19 protein-coding genes and 1 pseudogene are annotated in these 19239 nt (G+C 74.6%); 12 read left to right on the top strand and 8 right to left on the bottom strand.

What is annotated here, in order from left to right:
• Positions 1-9 precede the first annotated feature (9 nt).
• A complete protein-coding gene (locus EV188_RS01390) occupies positions 10-1050 on the top strand; it encodes an NAD(P)-dependent alcohol dehydrogenase (protein WP_133824454.1) in 1041 nt (346 codons plus the stop codon).
• Here the strand turns inward: EV188_RS01390 and EV188_RS01395 are convergent.
• Positions 1002-1971: pseudogene (locus EV188_RS01395) on the bottom strand (helix-turn-helix transcriptional regulator). The gene EV188_RS01390 and the pseudogene EV188_RS01395 sit on opposite strands and share 49 nt — an antisense overlap.
• 63 nt (positions 1972-2034) lie before the next feature.
• Between EV188_RS01395 and EV188_RS01400 the strand changes: the two are divergent.
• Positions 2035-3162 carry an epoxide hydrolase family protein gene (locus tag EV188_RS01400; protein WP_133824455.1) on the top strand — a complete coding sequence of 376 codons (1128 nt, stop codon included), beginning with the start codon at positions 2035-2037 and terminating at the stop codon, positions 3160-3162.
• Here the strand turns inward: EV188_RS01400 and ybaK are convergent.
• Positions 3149-3637, bottom strand: coding sequence for a Cys-tRNA(Pro) deacylase (gene ybaK, locus EV188_RS01405; RefSeq protein ID WP_133824456.1), 489 nt, complete (start codon positions 3635-3637; stop codon positions 3149-3151). The genes EV188_RS01400 and ybaK overlap by 14 nt on opposite strands.
• A 264-nt stretch (positions 3638-3901) precedes the next feature.
• On the opposite strand from ybaK, the gene EV188_RS01410 reads away from it, so the two are divergent.
• Together EV188_RS01410 and rsrA are read left to right on the top strand one after the other, a co-directional pair.
• The gene (locus EV188_RS01410; protein ID WP_243741509.1) at positions 3902-4531 is read left to right on the top strand and encodes a sigma-70 family RNA polymerase sigma factor; all 630 of its coding nucleotides are present in this window, start codon (positions 3902-3904) and stop codon (positions 4529-4531) included.
• Entirely contained in the window at positions 4528-4866 is a 339-nt protein-coding gene (rsrA, locus tag EV188_RS01415; protein WP_133824457.1) for a mycothiol system anti-sigma-R factor, read from the top strand. Before EV188_RS01410 ends, rsrA begins: the two co-directional genes overlap by 4 nt.
• 62 nt (positions 4867-4928) lie before the next feature.
• Here the strand turns inward: rsrA and EV188_RS33145 are convergent, their stop codons facing one another.
• Positions 4929-5003: a 50S ribosomal protein bL37 gene (locus EV188_RS33145; RefSeq protein WP_378022413.1), complete on the bottom strand. Its 75-nt coding sequence runs from the start codon at positions 5001-5003 to the stop codon at positions 4929-4931.
• 77 nt (positions 5004-5080) lie between these two features.
• Here EV188_RS33145 and EV188_RS01420 point away from each other — a divergent pair, with 77 nt between their 5' ends.
• Complete coding sequence (locus EV188_RS01420) at positions 5081-6565, top strand: sensor histidine kinase (protein WP_133825329.1); 1485 nt, start codon at positions 5081-5083, stop codon at positions 6563-6565.
• Between the two features lie 187 nt (positions 6566-6752).
• On the opposite strand, the gene EV188_RS01425 is transcribed toward EV188_RS01420, so the two are convergent.
• Both EV188_RS01425 and EV188_RS01430 read right to left on the bottom strand, forming a co-directional pair.
• Positions 6753-7007 carry a WhiB family transcriptional regulator gene (locus EV188_RS01425; RefSeq protein ID WP_133824458.1) on the bottom strand — a complete coding sequence of 85 codons (255 nt, stop codon included), beginning with the start codon at positions 7005-7007 and terminating at the stop codon, positions 6753-6755.
• A gap of 478 nt (positions 7008-7485) precedes the next feature.
• Positions 7486-8406, bottom strand: coding sequence for a diacylglycerol/lipid kinase family protein (locus EV188_RS01430; protein WP_133824459.1), 921 nt, complete (start codon positions 8404-8406; stop codon positions 7486-7488).
• Positions 8407-8495: 89 nt separating this feature from the next.
• Between EV188_RS01430 and EV188_RS01435 the strand changes: the two genes are divergently transcribed.
• Both EV188_RS01435 and EV188_RS01440 read left to right on the top strand, forming a co-directional pair.
• Positions 8496-8846: a hypothetical protein gene (locus tag EV188_RS01435; RefSeq protein ID WP_133824460.1), complete on the top strand. Its 351-nt coding sequence runs from the start codon at positions 8496-8498 to the stop codon at positions 8844-8846.
• A gap of 17 nt (positions 8847-8863) precedes the next feature.
• Positions 8864-9421 (top strand): class I SAM-dependent methyltransferase, encoded by a 558-nt coding sequence (locus tag EV188_RS01440; RefSeq protein WP_166659740.1) that lies wholly within the window; start codon positions 8864-8866, stop codon positions 9419-9421.
• A gap of 9 nt (positions 9422-9430) precedes the next feature.
• Here the strand turns inward: EV188_RS01440 and EV188_RS01445 are convergent, their stop codons facing one another.
• Together EV188_RS01445 and sodN are read right to left on the bottom strand one after the other, a co-directional pair.
• Complete coding sequence (locus EV188_RS01445) at positions 9431-10069, bottom strand: histidine phosphatase family protein (protein WP_133824462.1); 639 nt, start codon at positions 10067-10069, stop codon at positions 9431-9433.
• A 97-nt stretch (positions 10070-10166) separates the two neighbouring features.
• Positions 10167-10580 carry a superoxide dismutase, Ni gene (gene sodN / locus EV188_RS01450; protein WP_133824463.1) on the bottom strand — a complete coding sequence of 138 codons (414 nt, stop codon included), beginning with the start codon at positions 10578-10580 and terminating at the stop codon, positions 10167-10169.
• Between the two features lie 92 nt (positions 10581-10672).
• Between sodN and EV188_RS01455 the strand changes: the two genes are divergently transcribed.
• Entirely contained in the window at positions 10673-11014 is a 342-nt protein-coding gene (locus EV188_RS01455) for a S24 family peptidase (RefSeq protein ID WP_243741400.1), read from the top strand.
• Between the two features lie 6 nt (positions 11015-11020).
• Here EV188_RS01455 and EV188_RS01460 read toward each other — a convergent pair whose 3' ends face one another.
• Positions 11021-12700: an HNH endonuclease signature motif containing protein gene (locus EV188_RS01460; RefSeq protein WP_133824464.1), complete on the bottom strand. Its 1680-nt coding sequence runs from the start codon at positions 12698-12700 to the stop codon at positions 11021-11023.
• Positions 12701-12996: 296 nt separating this feature from the next.
• On the opposite strand from EV188_RS01460, the gene EV188_RS01465 reads away from it, so the two are divergent.
• The 4 genes from EV188_RS01465 to EV188_RS01480 all read left to right on the top strand — a co-directional run bounded on the left by EV188_RS01465 (position 12997) and on the right by EV188_RS01480 (position 19238).
• Positions 12997-14244: an NAD(P)-dependent malic enzyme gene (locus EV188_RS01465; protein ID WP_133824465.1), complete on the top strand. Its 1248-nt coding sequence runs from the start codon at positions 12997-12999 to the stop codon at positions 14242-14244.
• 486 nt (positions 14245-14730) lie between these two features.
• Positions 14731-17373, top strand: coding sequence for a putative bifunctional diguanylate cyclase/phosphodiesterase (locus EV188_RS01470; protein WP_133824466.1), 2643 nt, complete (start codon positions 14731-14733; stop codon positions 17371-17373).
• A gap of 135 nt (positions 17374-17508) precedes the next feature.
• Positions 17509-18606 (top strand): ABC transporter ATP-binding protein, encoded by a 1098-nt coding sequence (locus tag EV188_RS01475; protein WP_133824467.1) that lies wholly within the window; start codon positions 17509-17511, stop codon positions 18604-18606.
• A complete protein-coding gene (locus tag EV188_RS01480) occupies positions 18603-19238 on the top strand; it encodes an ABC transporter permease (protein WP_243741401.1) in 636 nt (211 codons plus the stop codon). The genes EV188_RS01475 and EV188_RS01480 overlap by 4 nt, the downstream gene beginning before the upstream one ends.
• Position 19239: the final 1 nt, after the last annotated feature.

Consider the following 19239-nt stretch of genomic DNA (forward strand, 5'->3'; position numbering starts at 1 on the left):
GGACCGCTCATGCGTCAGGTCACCGGCTGGGCCGCCGACGCCCCGGGTGCCGCGCCGGCTCCGTGGGGCTTCGAGCGCCGCGACCCGCGCGGGGGCGACGTCGTCGTCCGCGTCACCCACTGCGGCGTCTGCGCCACCGACCGGCACGCGCTCGCCGCGGGCGACCCCGCCGCGTTCCCGCTGGTCGCGGGCCACGAGATGACCGGGGTGGTGGAGGCCCTCGGCGCCGACGTGGACGACCTCGCCGTCGGCGACCGGGTCGCGGTCGGCAACATCATCGATTCGTGCCGCACCTGCCGGTCGTGCCGCGCCGGGCGCGAGAACGACTGCGAGGCGTTCCCGACCCTGACCTACGGCGGCGAGGACCGGGTCTCCGGCGGGATCACCCAGGGCGGGTTCTCCACCGAGATCGTCGTCGACCGCCACTTCGTGTACGCCCTGCCCGCGGGCCTCGACCCCGCAGGGGCGGCGCCGCTGCTCTGCGCGGGGATCACCACCTGGGCGCCGCTGCGGCGCTTCGGCGCGGGCCCGGGCACGACGGTGGGCGTCGTCGGGGTCGGCGGCCTCGGGCACCTGGCGATCAAGTTCGCCCACGCGCTCGGCGCCGAGACGGTCGCGCTGACCACCAGCGAGGCCAAGGCCGACGCCGCCAAGGCGCTGGGCGCCGACGACGTCGTCCTCACCCGCGACCCGGACGCGCTCGCCCGCCAGGCCCGCCGCTTCGGCCTCCTCCTCGACACCACCGGCCACCCGCTCGACCTCGCCCCGTACCTGGGCGCCCTGGCGGTCGACGGCACCTACGTCCTCGCCGGCATCCCGCCGGAGGGCCTGCGGATCGACCCGATGAGCCTCGTCGTCGGCGAGAAGCGGATCGCCGGCACCGGCAGCGGCGGCGTCCCCGCCACCCGCGAGATGCTCGACGTCGCGGCGGAGCACGGCATCGTCGCCGACGTCGAGGTCGTCGGGCCCGACCGGCTGCCCGAGGCGCTCGCCCGGCTCGGTCAGGGCGACGTCCGGTTCCGCTTCGTGGTGGAGATCGCCCGCAGGTAGCGCTCCCCGGTCACCCGCAGCTGCTCCACCAGCTCCGGCGGGCCCTCGACGCGGAAGTCGAGATCGAGCATCCCGACGTAGGCCGCCACGGTGGCGACGCTGTCGGCGCCCGTGACGAGCACGCAGCTGTGCGCGTCGCGGGGCTCGACCACGCCCACCGCGGGGTTGATCCGCGCCAGCACCTCGGACGCCGGCGCCGCCACAACGATCCGGGCGTGCACCGACCACCCCGCGGCGGCCACCTCGCGCAGCACCAGGTCGGTGAGGTCCTCGGGCGGCTCGACGGGCGTGAAGCGCGGCCCGCCCGGCGTCCGCAGCGCCAGCCCGTCGGCGCGCAGGACGGTCCAGGCGCCTCGGTCGGGCGAGCGCACCACCACGTACCAGCGCCGCTCCCAGCTCACGAGCCGGTAGGGCTCGAGGAGGCGGGCGGGGCCGTCGTCGCCGACCCGCAGCGCGACCCGGTCCCGGATCGCCTCCGCCACCGCCCGCAGCAGCGCGGGGTCGACCTCGGGGTCGGGGGCGTCGGACCCGGTGTTCCCGGGCCCCTGCGCCGTGGTCTCGACCAGCGCGGACACGGTGCGCCGCAGCCGCGACGGGAGGACCCGCTCGAGCTTGGCGAGGGCCCGGGCGCTGGTCTCCTGCACGCCGGCGAGCCCCGTTCCAGCGCGCAGCCCGAGGGCGATGGCGACGGCCTCGTCGTCGTCGAGCAGCAGCGGGGGGAGCGACGCCCCGACCCCGGTAGCGGCCCGCGCGCCCGGTCTCCGCGTCGACGGGGTAGCCGAGCTCGCGCAGGCGGGCGACGTCGTTGCGGATCGTCCGGGCGCTCACGCCCAGGCGCTCGGCGAGCTCCGGCCCCGGCCAGTCGGGCCGGGACTGCAGCAGCGAGAGGAGGGCCAGCATCCGGGCGGAGGTGTCGCGCACGAGCTGAATACTGCCCGGAAACGAGGAACGAAACGTGCCTGGTTGCTTCCTATCGTTCTCCCCATGAGCAGCACAGAGATCACCCCCTTCACCGTCGACGTCCCGCAGGCCGACCTCGACGACCTCGCCGACCGGCTCGCCCGCACCCGCCTGCCGCGCCCCGCCCCCGGCGACGACTGGGACTACGGCACCCCGAACCACTACCTCGCCGCCATGGTCGAGCAGTGGCGCACGACCTTCGACTGGCGCGCCCAGGAGAAGCGGATGAACGCCGTGCCGAACTTCCTGACCGAGATCGACGGCCAGACGATCCACTTCGTGCACGTGCCGTCGGCCGAGGCGGACGCGACGCCGCTGCTCCTGCTGCACACCTACCCGGGGTCGTTCGCCGAGTTCCTCGACGTGATCGGGCCCCTCACCGACCCCGTCGCCCACGGCGGCCGCGCGGAGGACGCGTTCTCGGTGGTCGTCCCGTCGATGCCGGGGTTCGGGTTCTCGACGCCGGTCGCCGACCGCGGCTGGACGATGGCGCGGGTCGCGCGCACCTACGACACCCTCATGCGCCGGCTCGGGTACGAGAGCTACGGCGCCCACGGCAGCGACGGCGGCGCGCTCGTCGCCCGCGAGCTCGGCCTGCTCGACCCGTCCGGGTTCCTCGGTCTGCACGTCCTGCAGCTGTTCAGCTTCCCGTCGGGCGACCCCTCGGAGTTCGAGCGCCTCGAGCCGTCGGACTATGCCGGCCTCGAGCACATGCAGTGGTTCCAGAAGGTCGGCGGCTACAACCAGATGAACGGCTCGCGCCCGCAGACCGTGGCCGTCGGCCTCGCCGACTCGCCGGTCGGGCAGCTCGCCTACAACGAGCTCTTCACCTCGTTCGGCAACGGCACCAGCCTCGTCACCGAGGAGCAGATCCTCACCCAGGTGTCGCTGTACTGGCTGACGAACACGGCCGCGACGGCCGTGCGCTACCACTTCGAGGAGGCGCACTCCGGCGTCGAGCCGCGGGTGAGCGCCGCCCGCACCGGCGTCCAGGTGTTCGCCGACGACTTCCAGACGATCAAGGTGTTCGCCGAGCGCGACAACACGGACGTCGTCCACTGGAGCCGCCACGAGCGCGGCGGGCACTTCGCGGTCCTCGAGCTGCCGGAGGTCGTCGTCGCCGACCTCTGGACGTTCTTCAGGACGAGCTGATCTCGGCCAGCGCACCGTTCGTCGCGGCGACGAGGTCGTCGGGGGCCAGCTCCATCTGCAGCCCCCGTCGGCCCGCCGAGCAGTAGACGGTCTCGTGCTCGGCCACCGAGAGGTCGATCACGACGTCGAGCGCCTGCCGCGTCCCGAGCGCGGAGATGCCGCCGACGACGTAGCCGGTGAGCCGCTGCGCGGCGGTGGCCTCGGCCATCACCGCCCGCTTGCCGCCCCGCGCGGCGGCGAGTGCCTTGAGGTCGAGCGTCCCCGACACCGGCACCATCGCGAGCACCGGCGCCCCGTCCACCTCCGCGACCAGCGTCTTCAGCACGCGCGCCGGGTCGAGCCCCAGCGCCTCGGCGGCCTCGGTGCCGTAGGCGGTCTTCCCCGGCGCCGTGTACGGATGTGTCGTGTACGGGATGCCGGCGTCGTCGAGCGCCACCAGGGCCGGGGTCGCCGCCGCCGCTGCTCGTCGCGCCACGAGGCCGGAGGGTAGGGGAATCCCGTACCCGGTCACCGCGTTGAGCCGGACATGCCAGCACTGATGACGATGGCGGAGGCCGACACGGTCGCCGCGACGCCGTTCCACGGCGTGACGTCGTCGGCGGGACCGGGTGTCCTGCGCCCGACGCGGGTAGTCTCCTCGGGATTCATCGACGTCCCGACCGCGCCCGTGGCGCGGCCCGAAGGGAGCCCCGTGGCCGACGCGGCGAGGGCTGTGACTCCTGACCAGTCCGCCGACGAGATCGAGACCGTCGACGTCGCGACCGAGACGCCGGAGGAGCGCGCGGCGCGCTTCGAGCGCGACGCGATGCCGATGGTCGACCAGCTCTACGGCGCGGCGCTGCGGATGACCCGCAACCCCGCCGATGCGGAGGACCTGGTCCAGGAGACGGTGCTCAAGGCGTACTCGTCGTTCGCCTCGTTCCGTCCCGGCACGAACCTCAAGGCGTGGCTGTACCGGATCCTCACCAACTCCTACATCAACACCTACCGCAAGCGGCAGCGCCAGCCCCAGCAGTCGCCCACGGAGGAGATCACCGACTGGCAGCTCGCCCAGGCCGGTGAGCACTCGAGCTCCGGGCTCCCGTCCGCGGAGGCCGAGGCGCTGGAGAACCTGCCCGACAACGACATCCGCGACGCGCTGCAGAACCTCCCGGACGACTTCCGGATGGCGGTCTACCTCGCGGACGTCGAGGGCTTCGCCTACAAGGAGATCGCGGAGATCATGGGCACCCCGATCGGCACCGTCATGTCGCGGCTGCACCGGGGCCGCCGTCAGCTGCGTGACGCCCTGACCGACACCGCCCGCGACCGCGGGTTCATCCGTGACGGTCAGGCTTCGGCGACCACCGGAGAGGGGGCCCGGCGATGAGCTGCGGTGATCACCACGAGACCGACTGCTCCGAGGTCCTCGCCGAGGTCTGGCTCCTCCTCGACCACGAGTGCGACGAGGCGCGCGACGCGCAGCTGCGCCGCCACCTCGACGAGTGCGGGCCCTGCCTGGCCCGCTACGGGCTCGAGGAGAAGGTCAAGACACTGCTGAGCCGCAGCTGCAGCGGCGAGCACGCGCCCGCCGGGCTGCACCAGCGGCTGCGCGAGCAGATCCGCGCCACCGTGCTCGAGCAGGCCCAGGTATCCGTCGAGCGGAGCCCGGCCGGCACCGTCGTCGAGGTCAACCACACCCGCGTGGAGTCCTGGAAGAGCTGAGCACCACGACGAAGGGCCCGTCCGCGATCACTCGCGGACGGGCCCTGTCGTGTCCTGCACGGCTAGGCGTGGGGACGCTTGCCGTGATTCGAGCTCTTCTTCTTGCGGTCCCGCTTCTGGCGCGCGCGCTTCGACATGCGTCCATCGTCCCATGTCGCGGGCGCCCGACCCGCGCGGTGGTTGGATGATCGCCGTGGGGAACCGCGGCCGGCCGGTGTCGACGCTGTCGAACCTGCTGGCCGCGCACACCGCGCTGTCCGGCGCGGCGGCGGCGCACCTCCAGCGCGTGGTCGCCGAGTGGCAGCTGCTCGCGGACCTGTCGTTCGCCGACTTCCTGCTGTGGGTGCGCACGACGGACGGCGACCTCCTCTGCGTCGCCCAGAGCCGCCCGACGACGACGGCGACCGCTCATCCCGAGGACATGGTCGGCGTGCGGGCCTCGTCGAGCCAGCACCCGCAGCTCGACCGGGCCTTCGCGGACACCACGATGCGCCGCGAGGACCAGCCGCGCTGGCACCGGGGCCGTTCGGTGCGCCGCGAGGTGGTGCCGGTGCGCGAGCTCGGCGGGGGCGAGGTCGTCGCCGTCCTGGGCCGCGACACCAACCTCGCCGCCCCGCGCGTGCCGAGCACCCTCGAGATCTCCTACACGGCCGTCGCGGCGGACCTGTGCCAGATGGTCGCCGACGGCACCTTCCCGACCGCCGAGGGGCGCGACGAGGGCCGTTCGTCGCCCCGGGTGGGCGACGGACTGGTGCGGATCAGCACGTCGGGCCGTGTGCTCTACGCGAGCCCGAACGCCGCGTCGGCGTTCCACCGCCTCGGCTGGAGCGAGGAACTGGTCGGGGTCGACCTCGCGACGGTGGTGCGCGAGGTCGCCGACGACGCGTTCGAGGGCGGCGACGCGGCCGAGCACGTGCGCGGCGCGCTGACCGGCACCCCCTCGCAGCGCGCCGAGCTCGAGGGCCACGGCGCCACGGCGGTGCTCCGCGCGCTGCCGCTGCACCCGCGGGGGGTGCCGAGCGGGGCGTTGGTGCTGGTCCGCGACGTGACCGACGTCCGCCGCCGCGACCGCGCCCTGCTGAGCAAGGACGCGACGATCCGCGAGATCCACCACCGCGTGAAGAACAACCTCCAGACCGTCGCGGCCCTCCTGCGCCTGCAGGCCCGCCGCACACCGCACTCGGAGGCCCAGGAGGCGCTCACCGAGTCGGTGCGCCGCGTCGCGTCGATCGCGCTGGTGCACGAGGCGCTGGCCGCGTCGGTGGACGAGAAGGTCGACATCGACGAGGTGCTCGACCGCGTGCTGCCGATGATGAACGACCTCACCCGCCCCGGCGCCCGGATCGCGATGCGCCGCGAGGGCGAGGTGGGCGTGCTGCCGGCGGTCATGGCGACGCCGCTGGTCATGGTGCTCACCGAGCTCGTCGCCAACGCCCTCGAGCACGGGTTCGCCGAGCGGGCCCCGGGCACCGTGGTCATCGCGGCGTCGCGCACGGCCGCCGAGCTCGAGGTGGCGGTCCGCGACGACGGCCGCGGGCTGCCCGAGGGCTTCTCGCTGGAGCAGGCCACGGGCCTCGGCCTGCAGATCGTGCGCACGCTCGTCGACTCCGAGCTCGCCGGCACCCTGCGGATCCTCCCGGGCGAGGAGGCGGGCACGCGCGCGGTCCTCACGGTGCCGCTGCAGCACCGCGGCCGCTGAGGCACACACACGAAGGCCCCGGCGCCGTCTTCGGGGGACGGCCCGGGGCCTGCGTGACGATCGGTCGGACGCGTGGGGAGCGAGCGTCCGACCCGATCCCGGCGCGGTGGGGGAGCGTTCTCGAGAGTGCGCCGGGGGTCGGTGGTCCAGGGCGAGGACGCCGGGGAGTGGACGTCCTCGGTCCGGATCAGAAACCGGTGTGCACCTCGGGCCGCACGCCGTGGCGCTTGAGGGCGCGGCGCTCGTCCTCGCTCGCACCGCCCCAGACGCCGGCGTCCTGACCCGACTCGAGCGCCCACTTCAGGCACTCGGTCATCGCCGGGCAACGCCGGCAGACGCTCTTGGCGCGGGCGATCTGCGAGAGCGCGGGGCCACTCGTGCCGACGGGGAAGAACAGTTCCGGGTCCTCGTCGCGGCAAGCAGCGTCGTTCCGCCAGTCCATCGTTCTGAGCTCCTCGGTGGGTGCGCCTCGGGGAGCGCACCGGTCGTGGTCGTTGTGTTCTCGACCTCGTCACGACGCGGTGTGGCGCCGTGACCAGCCAACGGAGATCAGGGACACTCACTGTCGCCCGATCTCCCGCCCGACGCTCGCTTTTCCGAACGACGGACCCGACCGGTCCGGAGCACCCGGCCCCGGAGGGCCGTGCGTCCTTCCCGGCATTCGCGGGGGATGCGATTCAATCTGCAGGACGTGACCTGCGAGATCGAGTGCCAAGCGGTTCGGCGGGCGAACTCGGTCGGTGAGTGGAATTGCGCAGACGGTCATGACCGTTCGGCTGCGACGAGCGACGATTACAGCACGACGAACCGTCCACCCGTCCGTGACCCCACGACGAACGGCAGCAGGTGGACTCGATTCAGAAGCCCGTCGACCGCCCGTCGGGCTTCACGCGGACTTCACGCGGGTTCGTTCAGGGGCCTCAGACGACGACCCGCAGCGCTTCCGGGACGGCGACGAACTCGACGTCGCTGCGCTGTCCGAGGTGGTCGCCGTCGACCTGGAGGTTGACCGGCACCTCGCTGGTGATCCGCAGCGCGGGGGCGTCGTCACGCTGCACGACGGACTTCAGGCCGGCCGCCCCGTCGCGGCTGAGGACCTGGTTGATGAGGCGCAGCACCGTCGGCAGGCCCACGGACTTGAGGGCGAAGAGGCCGAGGCCGGTGTCGAACGAGCAGCCGGGGTTGGTGCGCACCGGGCGGGGCCCCAGGTAGGTCCACGGGTCGGTGTTGGACACGATCGCCAGCCGGACGCCGGGCACCGGCTCCTCGCCCGCGATCTCGACGGTGAGGTCGGGCGGGTCGAGGCGGGTGCGCGTCCAGCGGCGGATCGAGGTGGCGACGTAGCGGGTCGGGGTCGCGTCGTGACCCCGGCCGCGGGCGCGCTCCATGGAGGCGATGACGTCGGCGTCCCACCCGAGCCCGGCGTTGAAGCTGAACCACCGCTCGTCGGCGCGCCCGAGGCCCACCGTGCGCGAGCGGCCCTCCGCGAGGGCCGTCAGCAGCGTGTGGGTGGCCTCCAGCGGCTCGCGGGGCAGCCCCAGGGCGCGCGCGAAGACGTTGGCCGACCCGCCCGGCACCACGCCCAGCGCCGGGACGCCCTCGCCGGGGCCGTCGGCGAGCAGGCCGTTGAGCGCCTCGTTCACGGTGCCGTCGCCGCCGAGGACGATGACGAGGTCGACGGCCTCGGACCGCGCGCGGGCGGCGAGCTCGGCCGCGTGGCCCCGGTACCGGGTGGCGACGACGTCGAGCTTGATCTCGCTGGCGAGCGCGTGCGCGATGACGTCCTGACCGGCCGCCGTCGTCGTGGTGGCCGAGGGATTGGCCACGAGCAGCGCACGCACGTCGCTCACCGTAGACGCCGTGCCCAGTCCGATCGGGGGGTGTGGTCCCGGGATGTCGCCCATCTCTCGGCGCTCCCTACGCTGAGCGTGTGACCGCCCCGCCCCGCCCCGTCCGCCTCGCGGCCGTCGGCGTGCTCGTCGAGGGCGTCGTGGGGGTCGTCGTGGCGGTGCTGATGGCCACCGAGGGCGTGGGGTTCGCCGTGTGGGGGTTCGTCCTGCTCCTGGCCCTCGGGCTCGGCGTCGTGGGTGTCGTCCTGCTGCGCGGTGAGCGGGGCGCCCGCGGGCCTGCGCTCGTCGCCCAGCTCCTCACCCTCGGGTGCGCGTTCTACGCCGCCGTGCCCTCGCAGCGCCCGGAATGGGGCTTCCCGGTCATCATCGCGGCCGCCGCCGTGCTCTACGGCCTCCTCTGCGCGCCCGCGCGCGCGTGGGCGGAGCAGTAGGTTCGACAGGCGTGGCCATGAACGTGATGCACCGCCGGCTGTGCCGCTCCGACCGCTGGGCCGAGCGGATGCACGGCCAGGTCCTGCCGTGGGCGCTCGAGGGCCTCGACCTCGGCGGTGACGTCCTCGAGATCGGGCCGGGCTACGGCGTGACGACGCGGTGGCTGGTCGAGCGGACGGGCCCGCTGACCGCCGTGGAGGTCGACCCCCGGTTGGCCACCGACCTGGACCGCCAGATGGCGGGGCGCGTCGACGTCCACACGGGGGACGGGGCGCGGCTGCCGTTCCGCGACGCGAGCTTCGACGTCGTCGTCTGCTTCACCGTGCTCCACCACGTGCCCTCGGTCGCCCAGCAGGACCGGGTGTTCGCCGAGGCGGCGCGCGTGCTGCGCCCGGGCGGGGTGTTCGCCGGGTCGGACAGCGTCCGGAGCCTGCGGTTCCGGCTGCTGCACGTCGGCGACACGATGGTGGTCGTCGACCCGGCGACGATGCCCGACCGGCTGCGCGACGCCGGCTTCTCCGAGGCGTCCGCCGACGCCGGCGAGCGGTCGTTCCGGTTCCGCGCCGGGCGCTGACCCGCGTCCCTAGTGCCGGTCCGCCGGCGGCGGCGGGGGCTCGACGAGCCCACCGGGGGCGTTGAGCAGGTCGATGCGCGGCACCCCGCGCTCGTGGCCCAGCACCGTCACCGACGCCGCGTCGAACGCGAACCCGACCCCGGCCGCCGGCCCGAGGCCCAGGTAGCGGGCGATGAGCACCCGCCCGGCGTGCCCGTGGCCCACGAGCACGACGTCGCGGGCGGCGAGCTCCTGCTCGGCGTCGGCGAGGACGTGGTCGAGGCGCGCGGCCACCTCGTCGCCGGTCTCGCCGCCCGGGCTGGGGTGGCTCCACACCGTCCAGCCGGGCACCTCCTCGCGGATCTCGGGGGTCGTGCGGCCCTCGTAGGCGCCGTAGTCCCACTCGACGAGGTCCTCGCGCACGGCCGACGGCTCGAGGCCCGCCAGACGGGCGGTGTCCTCCGCGCGGCGGCGGGGGCTGGTCCACACCGCGGGGGGTGGGACGTCGGCGCCGCGCAGCGTCTCGAGCAGGCGCCCGGCGGTCCGCGCCGCCTCCTGGCCCTTCTCGGTCAGCGGGAGGTCGGTGCGGCTGGTGTGCCGCCCGTCGCGGGACCACTCGGTCTCGCCGTGCCGCAGGACGTAGATGCGTCCGATCGGGGTCGCGCTCACGAGGGCGTTCCTACCCGGTCGGGGGCCCGTTCACAGCGACGCGCCCGCCCCCGGGTGTCGGGGACGGGCGCGCCGGGCGTGTCTCGTGCGGGCGGTCTCAGCCCTTCTTGGTCTCCCAGAAGATGTCCGAGATCTCGGCGATGTAGTCGAGGACCTGCTGACCGGTCTGCGGGTCCATCGACGACTTGGCGCCGTCGGCGCCGCCGCCCGCGGCCTTGGTGGCCTTGTTGAACAGCTCGTGGAGCTGCGGGTACTTCTCGAAGTGCGGCGGCTTGAAGTAGTCCGTCCACAGCACCCAGAGGTGGTGCTTGACGAGGTCCGCGCGCTCCTCCTTGATCTGGATGGCGCGGGTCCGGAAGGCCGGGTCCTCGTTGGACTGGTACTTCTCCTGGATCGCCTTGACCGACTCGGCCTCGATCCGGGCCTGAGCCGGGTCGTAGACGCCGCAGGGGAGGTCGCAGTGCGCGGTGGCCTCCAGACGCGGGTGAAGGACGCTGGAGAGCAGTCCCATCTCGCCTCCCTCTTCCTGGTGAGGAATGGTGATCGTTCCGACGTCAGAGAACGTACCCCTGACCCCGTCCGCCGACACGTGGAGCGCCGCCGGTGAGGAGCCCTCGTGAGCGGCTGATCACGCTGTTCGGGCGCCGTCCACGCCGTGTCCTCGTGCGCGGCGGCTCCATGGCTCCGACGCTGCGTGACGGCGACGTCGTCCTCGCGCTCCCGGGCGCGACCGTCCGTCCCGGCGAGCTCGCCCTCGTCCGGTGGGCGTCGCGGCCCGCGCAGCTCTCGGTGAAGCGCGCCGCGCTCGCCTTCGACGACGGCTGGTTCGCGGTCGGCGACGCCCCGGAGGCCTCGACCGACTCCCGCACCCTCGGTCCCGCGGAGGCGCTCGGACCCGTGCGCTGGCGACTCTGGCCCCGGCCGGGACGCCTGCACGCGCGGTAGTCCTCCTCACACGGCCGGCCGCTTCCACGGGTCGCCGGGTGGCGGTTGCGCCTCGCGGCGTCGCCAGGAGTCGAGGTCGCGGGGCCAGCCGGGGTCGGGGGTGTCGGGTTCGGTGTCGCGTTCCCACCACGGTGGGTCGAGCTCGGGTGAGCGCACCGACCAGCGGTGCCCGGACGGGGAGGTCCAGGTGATCACGGGCGCGGCGCCGCCGTCGGGGTCGGGGCTCAGGGCGGCGGACCATCCGCCGTGGGTCTTGATGCGGTGGTGTCGTCGGCAGGCGGGTTTGAGCTTGTCGGCGCGGGTGGGTCCGGCGCCGCCGCCGGGGCGGTGGTGCTCGTAGCGCGCGACGTGGTCGAGGTCGCAGCGTGACGCGGGCACCCGACATCCCGGGGCGGCGCAGGTCATGTCCCGCGCGCGCACGAAGTCCTGCATCGAGGCGGGTGGTCGGTAGCGGCGGGCGTCGAGGTGGGACGCGGTGCCGGTGACCGGGTCGGTGAGCAGTCGCCGCCACCACGCGTCGGGGTTGCTGGCGAGGCGGCGGGCCATGGCGGCGGGGATCGGGCCGTGGCCCTCGAGTTCACCGGGGCGATCGGAGAACCCGGCGAGCACGTCCCACCCGATCGTCACCCGCACCTCGGTGCGCACCGGCGACCGCGTGCCACGCCGCACGCCGCGCACCGGGTCACGCGCGTCGCCCGAGTCGCTGCCGTCGGGCAGCGTCTCGTCGCCGGTCGGGTCATCGCCGGTCGCGCCGTCACCACCGGCGGCGTCGTCGCCGGTTGCCTTGTCCACGCCCGCGTCGTCCCCGGTTGCGGTGTCCTCGGCCGTGGCTGCGGGGTCGTCCGGGCAGCAGTCGGGGTCGCAGGGGACGCCGTGGGCGGCGGCGCCGTCGAGGATCAGGTCGCGGGTGGTGTCGCCACGTTTCTGGACCATGTCGCGCGGGGCGTCGGGGTCATCGCCGGCCCGTCGGGCGACGGCGTCGATCACGGAGTACACGCCGCGGGCCTGGTCGGCGGGCAGGCGCAGCTGCAGTACCCCGGTGGCGCCGTGGTCGTCCGACCAGTACCGCAGGCCGCGCTTCCTCATCGCCTGCTCGGGGCGTCGGCGGATCATGTCCGGCGCCAGGCGGGTGATGATCCGCCGCACCACATCACGCAGCTGGGTGGGCGTGCGATCCCGCGGGGTCCGCGACCACAGCTCGGCGTCGACCAGCCGCGCGGTCTGCGGGTCGCAGCTCTCGACCTGCTCGAGCACCACCCGCGCATGACCCAGCGAGATCCGCCCTTCTTCGAGCGCGGCGAGGGTGTGTGGCAGCCGGTCGAGCAGCATCTCGGCCTGGAACACCCGGATCTCACCGGTGCGCGGCGCCACCCGCCCCAGCGCGGCGACCTCCATCGCCACCGACTCCGCCACCAGCTCCGCGCGCCCGGCCCCCCGCGCGGTCGCCTGGCGGGCCTGCAGGTACTCGGCGGTCTCGCGGTAGAGCCGACCGGCCGCCCAGTTCGCCAGCGCCTCGTACCCGGCGAGGCGCTCCGCGGCGTCGTAACCCTCGTCGACGGCGAGGTCCACCGGCTCCGAGGCCTCCAGCGCGGCCGCGAGCTCCGGGCCCGGCGTCCACTGCGACCAGCACGGCGACGCGGACGGACGTGGTTCCTCGACCACCGCCGTCCACCCGCTGTCGAACACGTGTTCGACTCTACCGCCTCCACACGGGAGAAGTAAGGGGAAAAGCCGTGGAATGACGAGCGGTTCGCGGCGCGCCGGGTGACCCCGGACGCAGACACGACCCCCGCCGACGCGCGAGTATTCGCCCCGACCGGGCGAGTGAGCACCAGCCCGGGCCGCGCGCCCACCCGCGCCGACGGCCCGCCCGGCGCCCGCCGACCGCGGGCGCCGTCCTTCCGCTCCCGCCCGGGTACCCCGACCTCGGCAGCCGACCTCCGGGACCGCCGCCGCCCCCCACCCGCCCGCTTGGAGCCACCGTGAGCGAAGACGCCACCACGAACCAGCCCTCCCTCGACGGCCGCGACATCACCGACGAGGAGGTGTTCGAGTCCCACGAGGGCGGCAAGCTCTCGGTGACGCCGACCGTCGGGCTCTCCGGCCGTCGCGACCTCTCCATCGCCTACACGCCCGGGGTGGCGAAGGTCTGCCGCGCGATCGCCGACGACAAGGCGCTCACCGCCCGCTACACGTGGACCCACCGTCTGGTGGCCGTGGTCTCCGACGGCACCGCGGTGCTCGGGCTCGGCGACATCGGCCCGCGCGCCTCGCTGCCCGTGATGGAGGGCAAGTCGGCGCTGTTCAAGGCGTTCGCCGACCTCGACTCGATCCCGCTGGTCCTCGAGACCACCGACGTCGACGAGATCGTCGAGACGCTCGTGCACCTGCGCCCGAGCTTCGGCGCGGTCAACCTCGAGGACATCGCGGCCCCGCGCTGCTTCGAGATCGAGCGCCGGCTGATCGAGGCGCTCGACTGCCCGGTCATGCACGACGACCAGCACGGCACCGCGATCGTGGTGCTCGCGGCGCTGCGCAACGCCGCCCGTGTGCTGGGCCGCGACCTCGCCGCGCTCAAGGTCGTCGTCAGCGGCGCGGGGGCGTCCGGGGTGGCCTGCGCGAAGATCCTGCTCTCGGCGGGGGCGAGCGACGTCGTCGTGCTCGACTCCCGCGGCGTCATCCACGCGGGCCGCGAGGGCATGAACGTCGAGAAGATGGCGCTGGCCGAGGAGACCAACCCGCGGGGCGTGCGCGGGGACCTCGCCGCCGCGGTGGAGGGCGCCGACGTGTTCCTCGGCCTCTCGGGCTCGACCATCCCCGAGTCGGTCATCGCCTCGATGGCCGAGGGCGGCATCGTGTTCGCGCTGTCCAATCCCGACCCGGAGATCGACCCCGAGGTCGCGCGCAAGCACGCGGCGGTCGTCGCCACCGGGCGCAGCGACTACCCGAACCAGATCAACAACGTGCTCGCCTTCCCGGGTGTCTTCGCGGGCGCGCTCGACGCCGCGGCCCGGCGGATCACCGAGGCGATGAAGCTGGCCGCCGCCGAGGCGATCGCCGACATCGCCGCCGGCGACGAGGAGTTCGGGGTCGACCACATCGTCCCCAGCGCCCTCGACGACCGCGTGGCGCCGGCGGTGGCGGCCGCCGTCGCCCGCGCGGCCGCGGAGGAGGGCGTCGTGCGGCGCCACGTGGCGGAGGTCGCGGCGGAGGGGCACGGGCACCAGTGAGGCCGTCACCCGGTGGCGCGCGATCCGGTTGTCCACGACGGTGTAGGACGTCGCGCCATCGGGTACCGGGCAGCTCCCGCTCCCGGCGTGTCGGTGTCGCTCACCCGGCGGATCACCCGTCATCCTTCCGGAGGTTGCGGAACGTTCGCGGCGTGATCGGGACCGTTCGTGGCACCCCGGGAGCACCGTCGGTAGGCCGCTGAGCCGCAGGTGGGTGACCTGGTGGTCCATCGGCCGAGTGGTTCTGGGCCGTCTGCCGCTCGTCGTGGACTCCGTCCGCTTCGGCGCGACGACCGGTCGGTGACCTCAAGGTCGATCGTCCGTGTCGTGCAGCAGAACGCGTCGGAACTCGCGGTCGCCGCGCGAGGTCCCTCCACGGGGTGATCTACCCGGACCCGGACCGGGTCTCCTTCGTTGCTGAGACAGACGCGGAGACACCGTTCCATCCGGGGCGGCGGGGGACCCGCGTGCGAGGGGAGCGCAGACGTGGGGAGTGCCGTGCCGGTGCCGGGCTCGCGCAGCCTCGCCGTCGCCGCTGCGCGACACCGCGCCGACGCGCTCGCGGTCCTTCCCCCCGCCGACGGGGGCCCGGAGGGCAGCCTCACGCTGCCGCCCGGCGCCGCGCTGCACCACGACGCCCGCGGGCGCATCGTCGCCGTGCGCGAGCAGGTCGTGCGCCTCGTCGACCCCTCCGGCACCGTCGAACCGCACCGTGCGCTCGGACGCCCGCTGCACGACCTGCTCGTCGACTTCGGCGCCGTCGACCCCTGCGCGGGCCCCGAGGGCCTGCTGACCGCGCGGCTGCGGCGCGTGGCAGACGTCCCGCTGCCGGTGCACGTCGTGGTCTGGCCGGACGCGGTGGGCGGGGCGACGCTGGTCCTGGTGCCACAGGCCCCCTCGTCGGAGCCGGCGCCCGCTCCCGGCCCCTCGGCGGCCGACGTCGAGCGCATCGCGGGCCTCGGGCACTGGGAGGTCGACCTCGCCACGGGCTCGGCGTGGCTCTCGCCGGCGCTCGCCGAGCTGCTGGGCATCCCGGACCGGGCCGGTCGGCGCGCGGGGGACCTCCTGCAGGCGCTGCACCCCGCCGACCGGCCCGGGTTCGCCCGCTGCTGGTCCGCCCTGCTCGCCGACGGCACGCCGCTGGAGGCCGAGGCGCGCCTCGGCGACGGCACCGGGCGCATCCTCGAGGTGCACGCCGCGCTGCGCGGCGACGGCACCGTGCTCGGCACCGCGTCCGACGTCACCTCCCGCCGCCAGGCCGAGGAGCGGCTGCGCACGCTGACCCAGCGCTTCACCGACCTGCTCGCGGTCGCCCCCGTCGGGATCGCGCTCTTCGACGACGACGAGCGCATGGTCCAGGCGAACCAGGCCCTCTGCCGGCTGCTGGGCCAAGGCCCCGAGGCGCTGCGCGGCCGGCGGGCCGACGAGCTGCTCGACCTCGCCGCCGAGACCGCCGTCGTGCCCGGCCCGGTGACGCCGCTGCTCTCGCGCCCGGCGGGCTCGGCGGGGTCGGTGAGCTGGTCGTGCGCGCCGCGGGCGCTGCGGACCCGCGAGCGCGGCGCGGGCGGCGCCGACGCCGACCCGGTGTGGTGCGAGCTGCACGTGTCGGTCTCGGTCCACGACGACGGCGGCGTCACCCACCTCGTCGTGTTCACCGACGTCACCGACGCCCGGCGGGTCGAGGCGAGCCTGCGCCACCAGGCCATGCACGACGAGCTCACCGGCCTGCCCAACCGGCGCGCGCTGACCACCACGGTGTCGCGGCTGCTGGCCGGCCCGACGGCGCGGCGCACCGGGGTGCTGTTCTGCGACCTCGACAACTTCAAGCGCGTCAACGACTCGCTGGGCCACGACGCGGGCGACGAGCTGCTCGTCGAGCTCGCGGCCCGGCTGCGCGAGCGGCTGCCCGCCGGGTGCGCGGCCTCGCGCAGCGCCGGGGACGAGTTCGTCGTGGTCTGCGCCGACGTCGACCTGCACGGCGGGCTGGACGCGCTCTCGGCCACGGTCGCCGGCATCCTGCGCACCGCGATCCCGGTCCACGGGCAGCTCGTGCGCATCTCGGCGACCGTGGGTGCCGCGGTCGGCGCCACCATCGGCGCCGACCCGCACACCGACCCCGCTCGCCCCGAGATCGACCCGACGGCCGACCCGGTCGAGCAGGTCCTGCGCCTGGAGCGCGCCACCGAGCTCGCCGGCCTCGACCCGGCGCCGGGGCACCCGGGCACCGGCGACCTCATGCGCTTCGCCGACGCCGCGCTGTTCGAGGCGAAGAGCGGCGGCACCGGCCGGTTCGCGCTCGCCGACGAGGCGATCATGAAGGGCGCCGACGAGGCGCTGCGCATGGAGACCCAGCTGCGCGAGGCGATGGTCAACGACGAACTCGTGCTGCACTTCCAGCCGGTCGTGGGGCCCGACGGGCGCGTGCAGACCGCCGAGGCGCTGGTGCGCTGGCAGCACCCCGAGCAGGGGCTGATCTTCCCGGACAAGTTCCTGCCCGTCGCCGAGGCCGCCGACCTGATGGGCGACCTCGACCGCTGGGTGCTGCGCACCGCCGTCCGCGAGGCCGCGGTGTGGCCGCCGTCGGGTCCCGACGGGGTCGTGCCCTCGGTCGCGGTCAACCTCGCGGGCCTGCTGCCCGGCGATCCCGACTTCCTCGACACCGTCCACGAGGCCGTCACCGGCGCGGGCCTGCCCTACGACCGCCTGGTGCTCGAGCTCGTCGAGACCTGCCTCGCCGACCTCCCGTCGACGACGCTGCGCGAGATGAACGAGCTGATCGCCGCCGGCGTGCGCTTCGCGGTGGACGACTTCGGCACCGGCTACTCGTCGCTGTCGCGGCTCACGGGGCTGCCCGCGCAGATCGTCAAGCTCGACCGCGGCTTCGTCCGGGGGGTGGCGACCGGGGAGTCCGACCGCGCCGTCGCCCGCGCCGTCGTCGACCTCACCGCCGCGATCGGCCAGATCTGTGTGGCCGAGGGCGTCGAGGACTCCGACCAGTTCGCGGTGCTGCGCGACCTCGGCGTGCACGCCTACCAGGGCTGGCTGTTCGCCCGCGCGATGCCGGGCGAGGCGTTCACGCAGCTGCTCCGCCGCGGGCCGCTGACCCCGGAGGACCGACAGGCGGGCTGACTCCGCCTGAGACCGGGATCACACCGAACGGTGTCGCCGGGCCTTGATCGGTCGCGGGTGTCGGGGTGCCCGATTAGATTCACGCTCCGACTCGGTGGCCGTCCCGTGCCGCCGTCCGATCCCGGGAGCAAGAACGTGATCGAGTTCCGGGACGTGGGGAAGCGGTTCGCCGACGGCACGGTCGGCCTCGAGGAGCTGTCGCTGACGGCCCGCGAGGGCGAGATCACCGTGCTGGTCGGGCCCTCGGGCTGTGGCAAGACCACGTCGTTGCGCACCGTCAACCGGATGGTGGAGCCGACGTCGGGGTCGGTGCACCTCGACGGGCGCGACGTCGCCGACGTCGACCCGCCCGAGCTGCGGCGCGGCATCGGCTACGTCATCCAGCAGGCGGGGCTCTTCCCGCACCGGCGGGTGATCGACAACGTCGCGACCGTGCCGGTGCTCCAGGGCCTCTCGCGCCAGGAGGCCAAGAAGCGGGCCGCCGAGGTGCTCGAGCGCGTGGGGCTCTCCGCCCTCGCCCAGCGCTGGCCCGCCCAGCTCTCCGGCGGCCAGCAGCAGCGCGTCGGCGTGGCCCGCGCGCTCGCCGGCGACGCGCCGGTGCTGCTCATGGACGAGCCGTTCTCCGCGGTCGACCCCGTGGTGCGCGTCGAGCTGCAGGACGAGCTGCTGCGCCTGCAGGCCGAGCTCGGCAAGACGATCCTGTTCGTCACCCACGACATCGACGAGGCCATCCGCCTGGGCGACCGCGTGGCCGTGCTGCGGGTGGGCGGGCGCCTGGCCCAGTTCGCGCCGCCCGACGAGCTGCTCGCCGCCCCCGTGGACGAGTTCGTGTCCGGGTTCGTCGGCCGCGACCGCGGCTACCGCCGCCTCGGGTTCGTGTCGGCCACCGCGCTGCGGCTCGTCGACCTGCCCACGCGCGCCGACGCCAACGGCGACTCCCCTGACTCCCCCGATCGGGCCGTGCCGGGGGAGTGGACGGTGCTGCTCGACGGCACCGAGCGCCCGTCGGCCTGGCTCGGGCCCGACGGCGCGCGCCACGACCTCGGCTCCCTCTACGTCACCGACGGCGCGGACGCCGCGTCCGACGCGGCCGGCACGCTGCGCGGCGCCCTCGACGCGGCGCTGAGCTCGCCCGCGGGCCGCGGTGTGGCCGTCGACGGCGGGGGCCGCTACCGCGGCGGCGTCGAGCCGGACGACGTGCTGGCGCTGCTGGACCGGGGTACCACCCGGTGAGGGCGTTCGGCTACGACATCGACCAGCTGGTGATCGCCCACGTCCTGCTCGCGATCATCCCGGTGATCCTCGGGATGATCATCGCGCTGCCGCTGGGCTGGTGGGCCCACCGGTCGCGGGGCGCGCGCCGGGTGCTCGTGCCGCTCTCGGGCGCGCTCTACACGATCCCGTCGCTGGCGCTGATCGTGTTCATCCCCGTGGTGCTGGGCACGCCGATCCTCAGCCCGGTCAACGTCGGCCTGACGCTGACCATCTACACCGTCGCGCTGCTCGTGCGCAGCGTCGCCGAGGCGCTCGACGCGGTGCCCGCCAGCGTCTCGCTGGCCGCGCTCGCGGTCGGCTACCGGCCCGCCGGGCTGCTGCTCGGCGTGCAGCTGCCGCTGGCCGTCCCGGTGCTCACCGCCGGGCTCCGGGTGGCGTCGGTGTCGTCGTTCTCGCTGGTCACGGTCGGCGCCCTCGTCGGCATCGAGTCGCTGGGCACGCTGATGACCGACGGCTTCCAGCAGGACTACACGGCGATGGTGGTCACCGGCATCGTCGGCTCGATTGCGCTGGCGTTCATCTTCGACGCGCTGTGGCTGGGGCTCGGACGGGCCCTCACGCCGTGGTCGCGGGCGCGGGCGGGGGTGTAGG

The sequence above is a fragment of the Actinomycetospora succinea genome (genome assembly GCF_004363095.1).
Taxonomy (GTDB): domain Bacteria; phylum Actinomycetota; class Actinomycetes; order Mycobacteriales; family Pseudonocardiaceae; genus Actinomycetospora; species Actinomycetospora succinea.

What these genes read in the sequence shown, in the direction of transcription:
- EV188_RS01390 (WP_133824454.1), top strand. Translation starts at nt 10, where the DNA reads ATGCGTCAGGTCACCGGCTGGGCCGCCGACGCCCCGGGTGCCGCGCCG.
- EV188_RS01400 (WP_133824455.1), top strand. Translation starts at nt 2,035, where the DNA reads ATGAGCAGCACAGAGATCACCCCCTTCACCGTCGACGTCCCGCAGGCC.
- rsrA (WP_133824457.1), top strand. Translation starts at nt 4,528, where the DNA reads ATGAGCTGCGGTGATCACCACGAGACCGACTGCTCCGAGGTCCTCGCC.
- EV188_RS01425 (WP_133824458.1), bottom strand. Translation starts at nt 7,007, where the DNA reads ATGGACTGGCGGAACGACGCTGCTTGCCGCGACGAGGACCCGGAACTG.
- EV188_RS01440 (WP_166659740.1), top strand. Translation starts at nt 8,864, where the DNA reads ATGAACGTGATGCACCGCCGGCTGTGCCGCTCCGACCGCTGGGCCGAG.
- sodN (WP_133824463.1), bottom strand. Translation starts at nt 10,580, where the DNA reads ATGGGACTGCTCTCCAGCGTCCTTCACCCGCGTCTGGAGGCCACCGCG.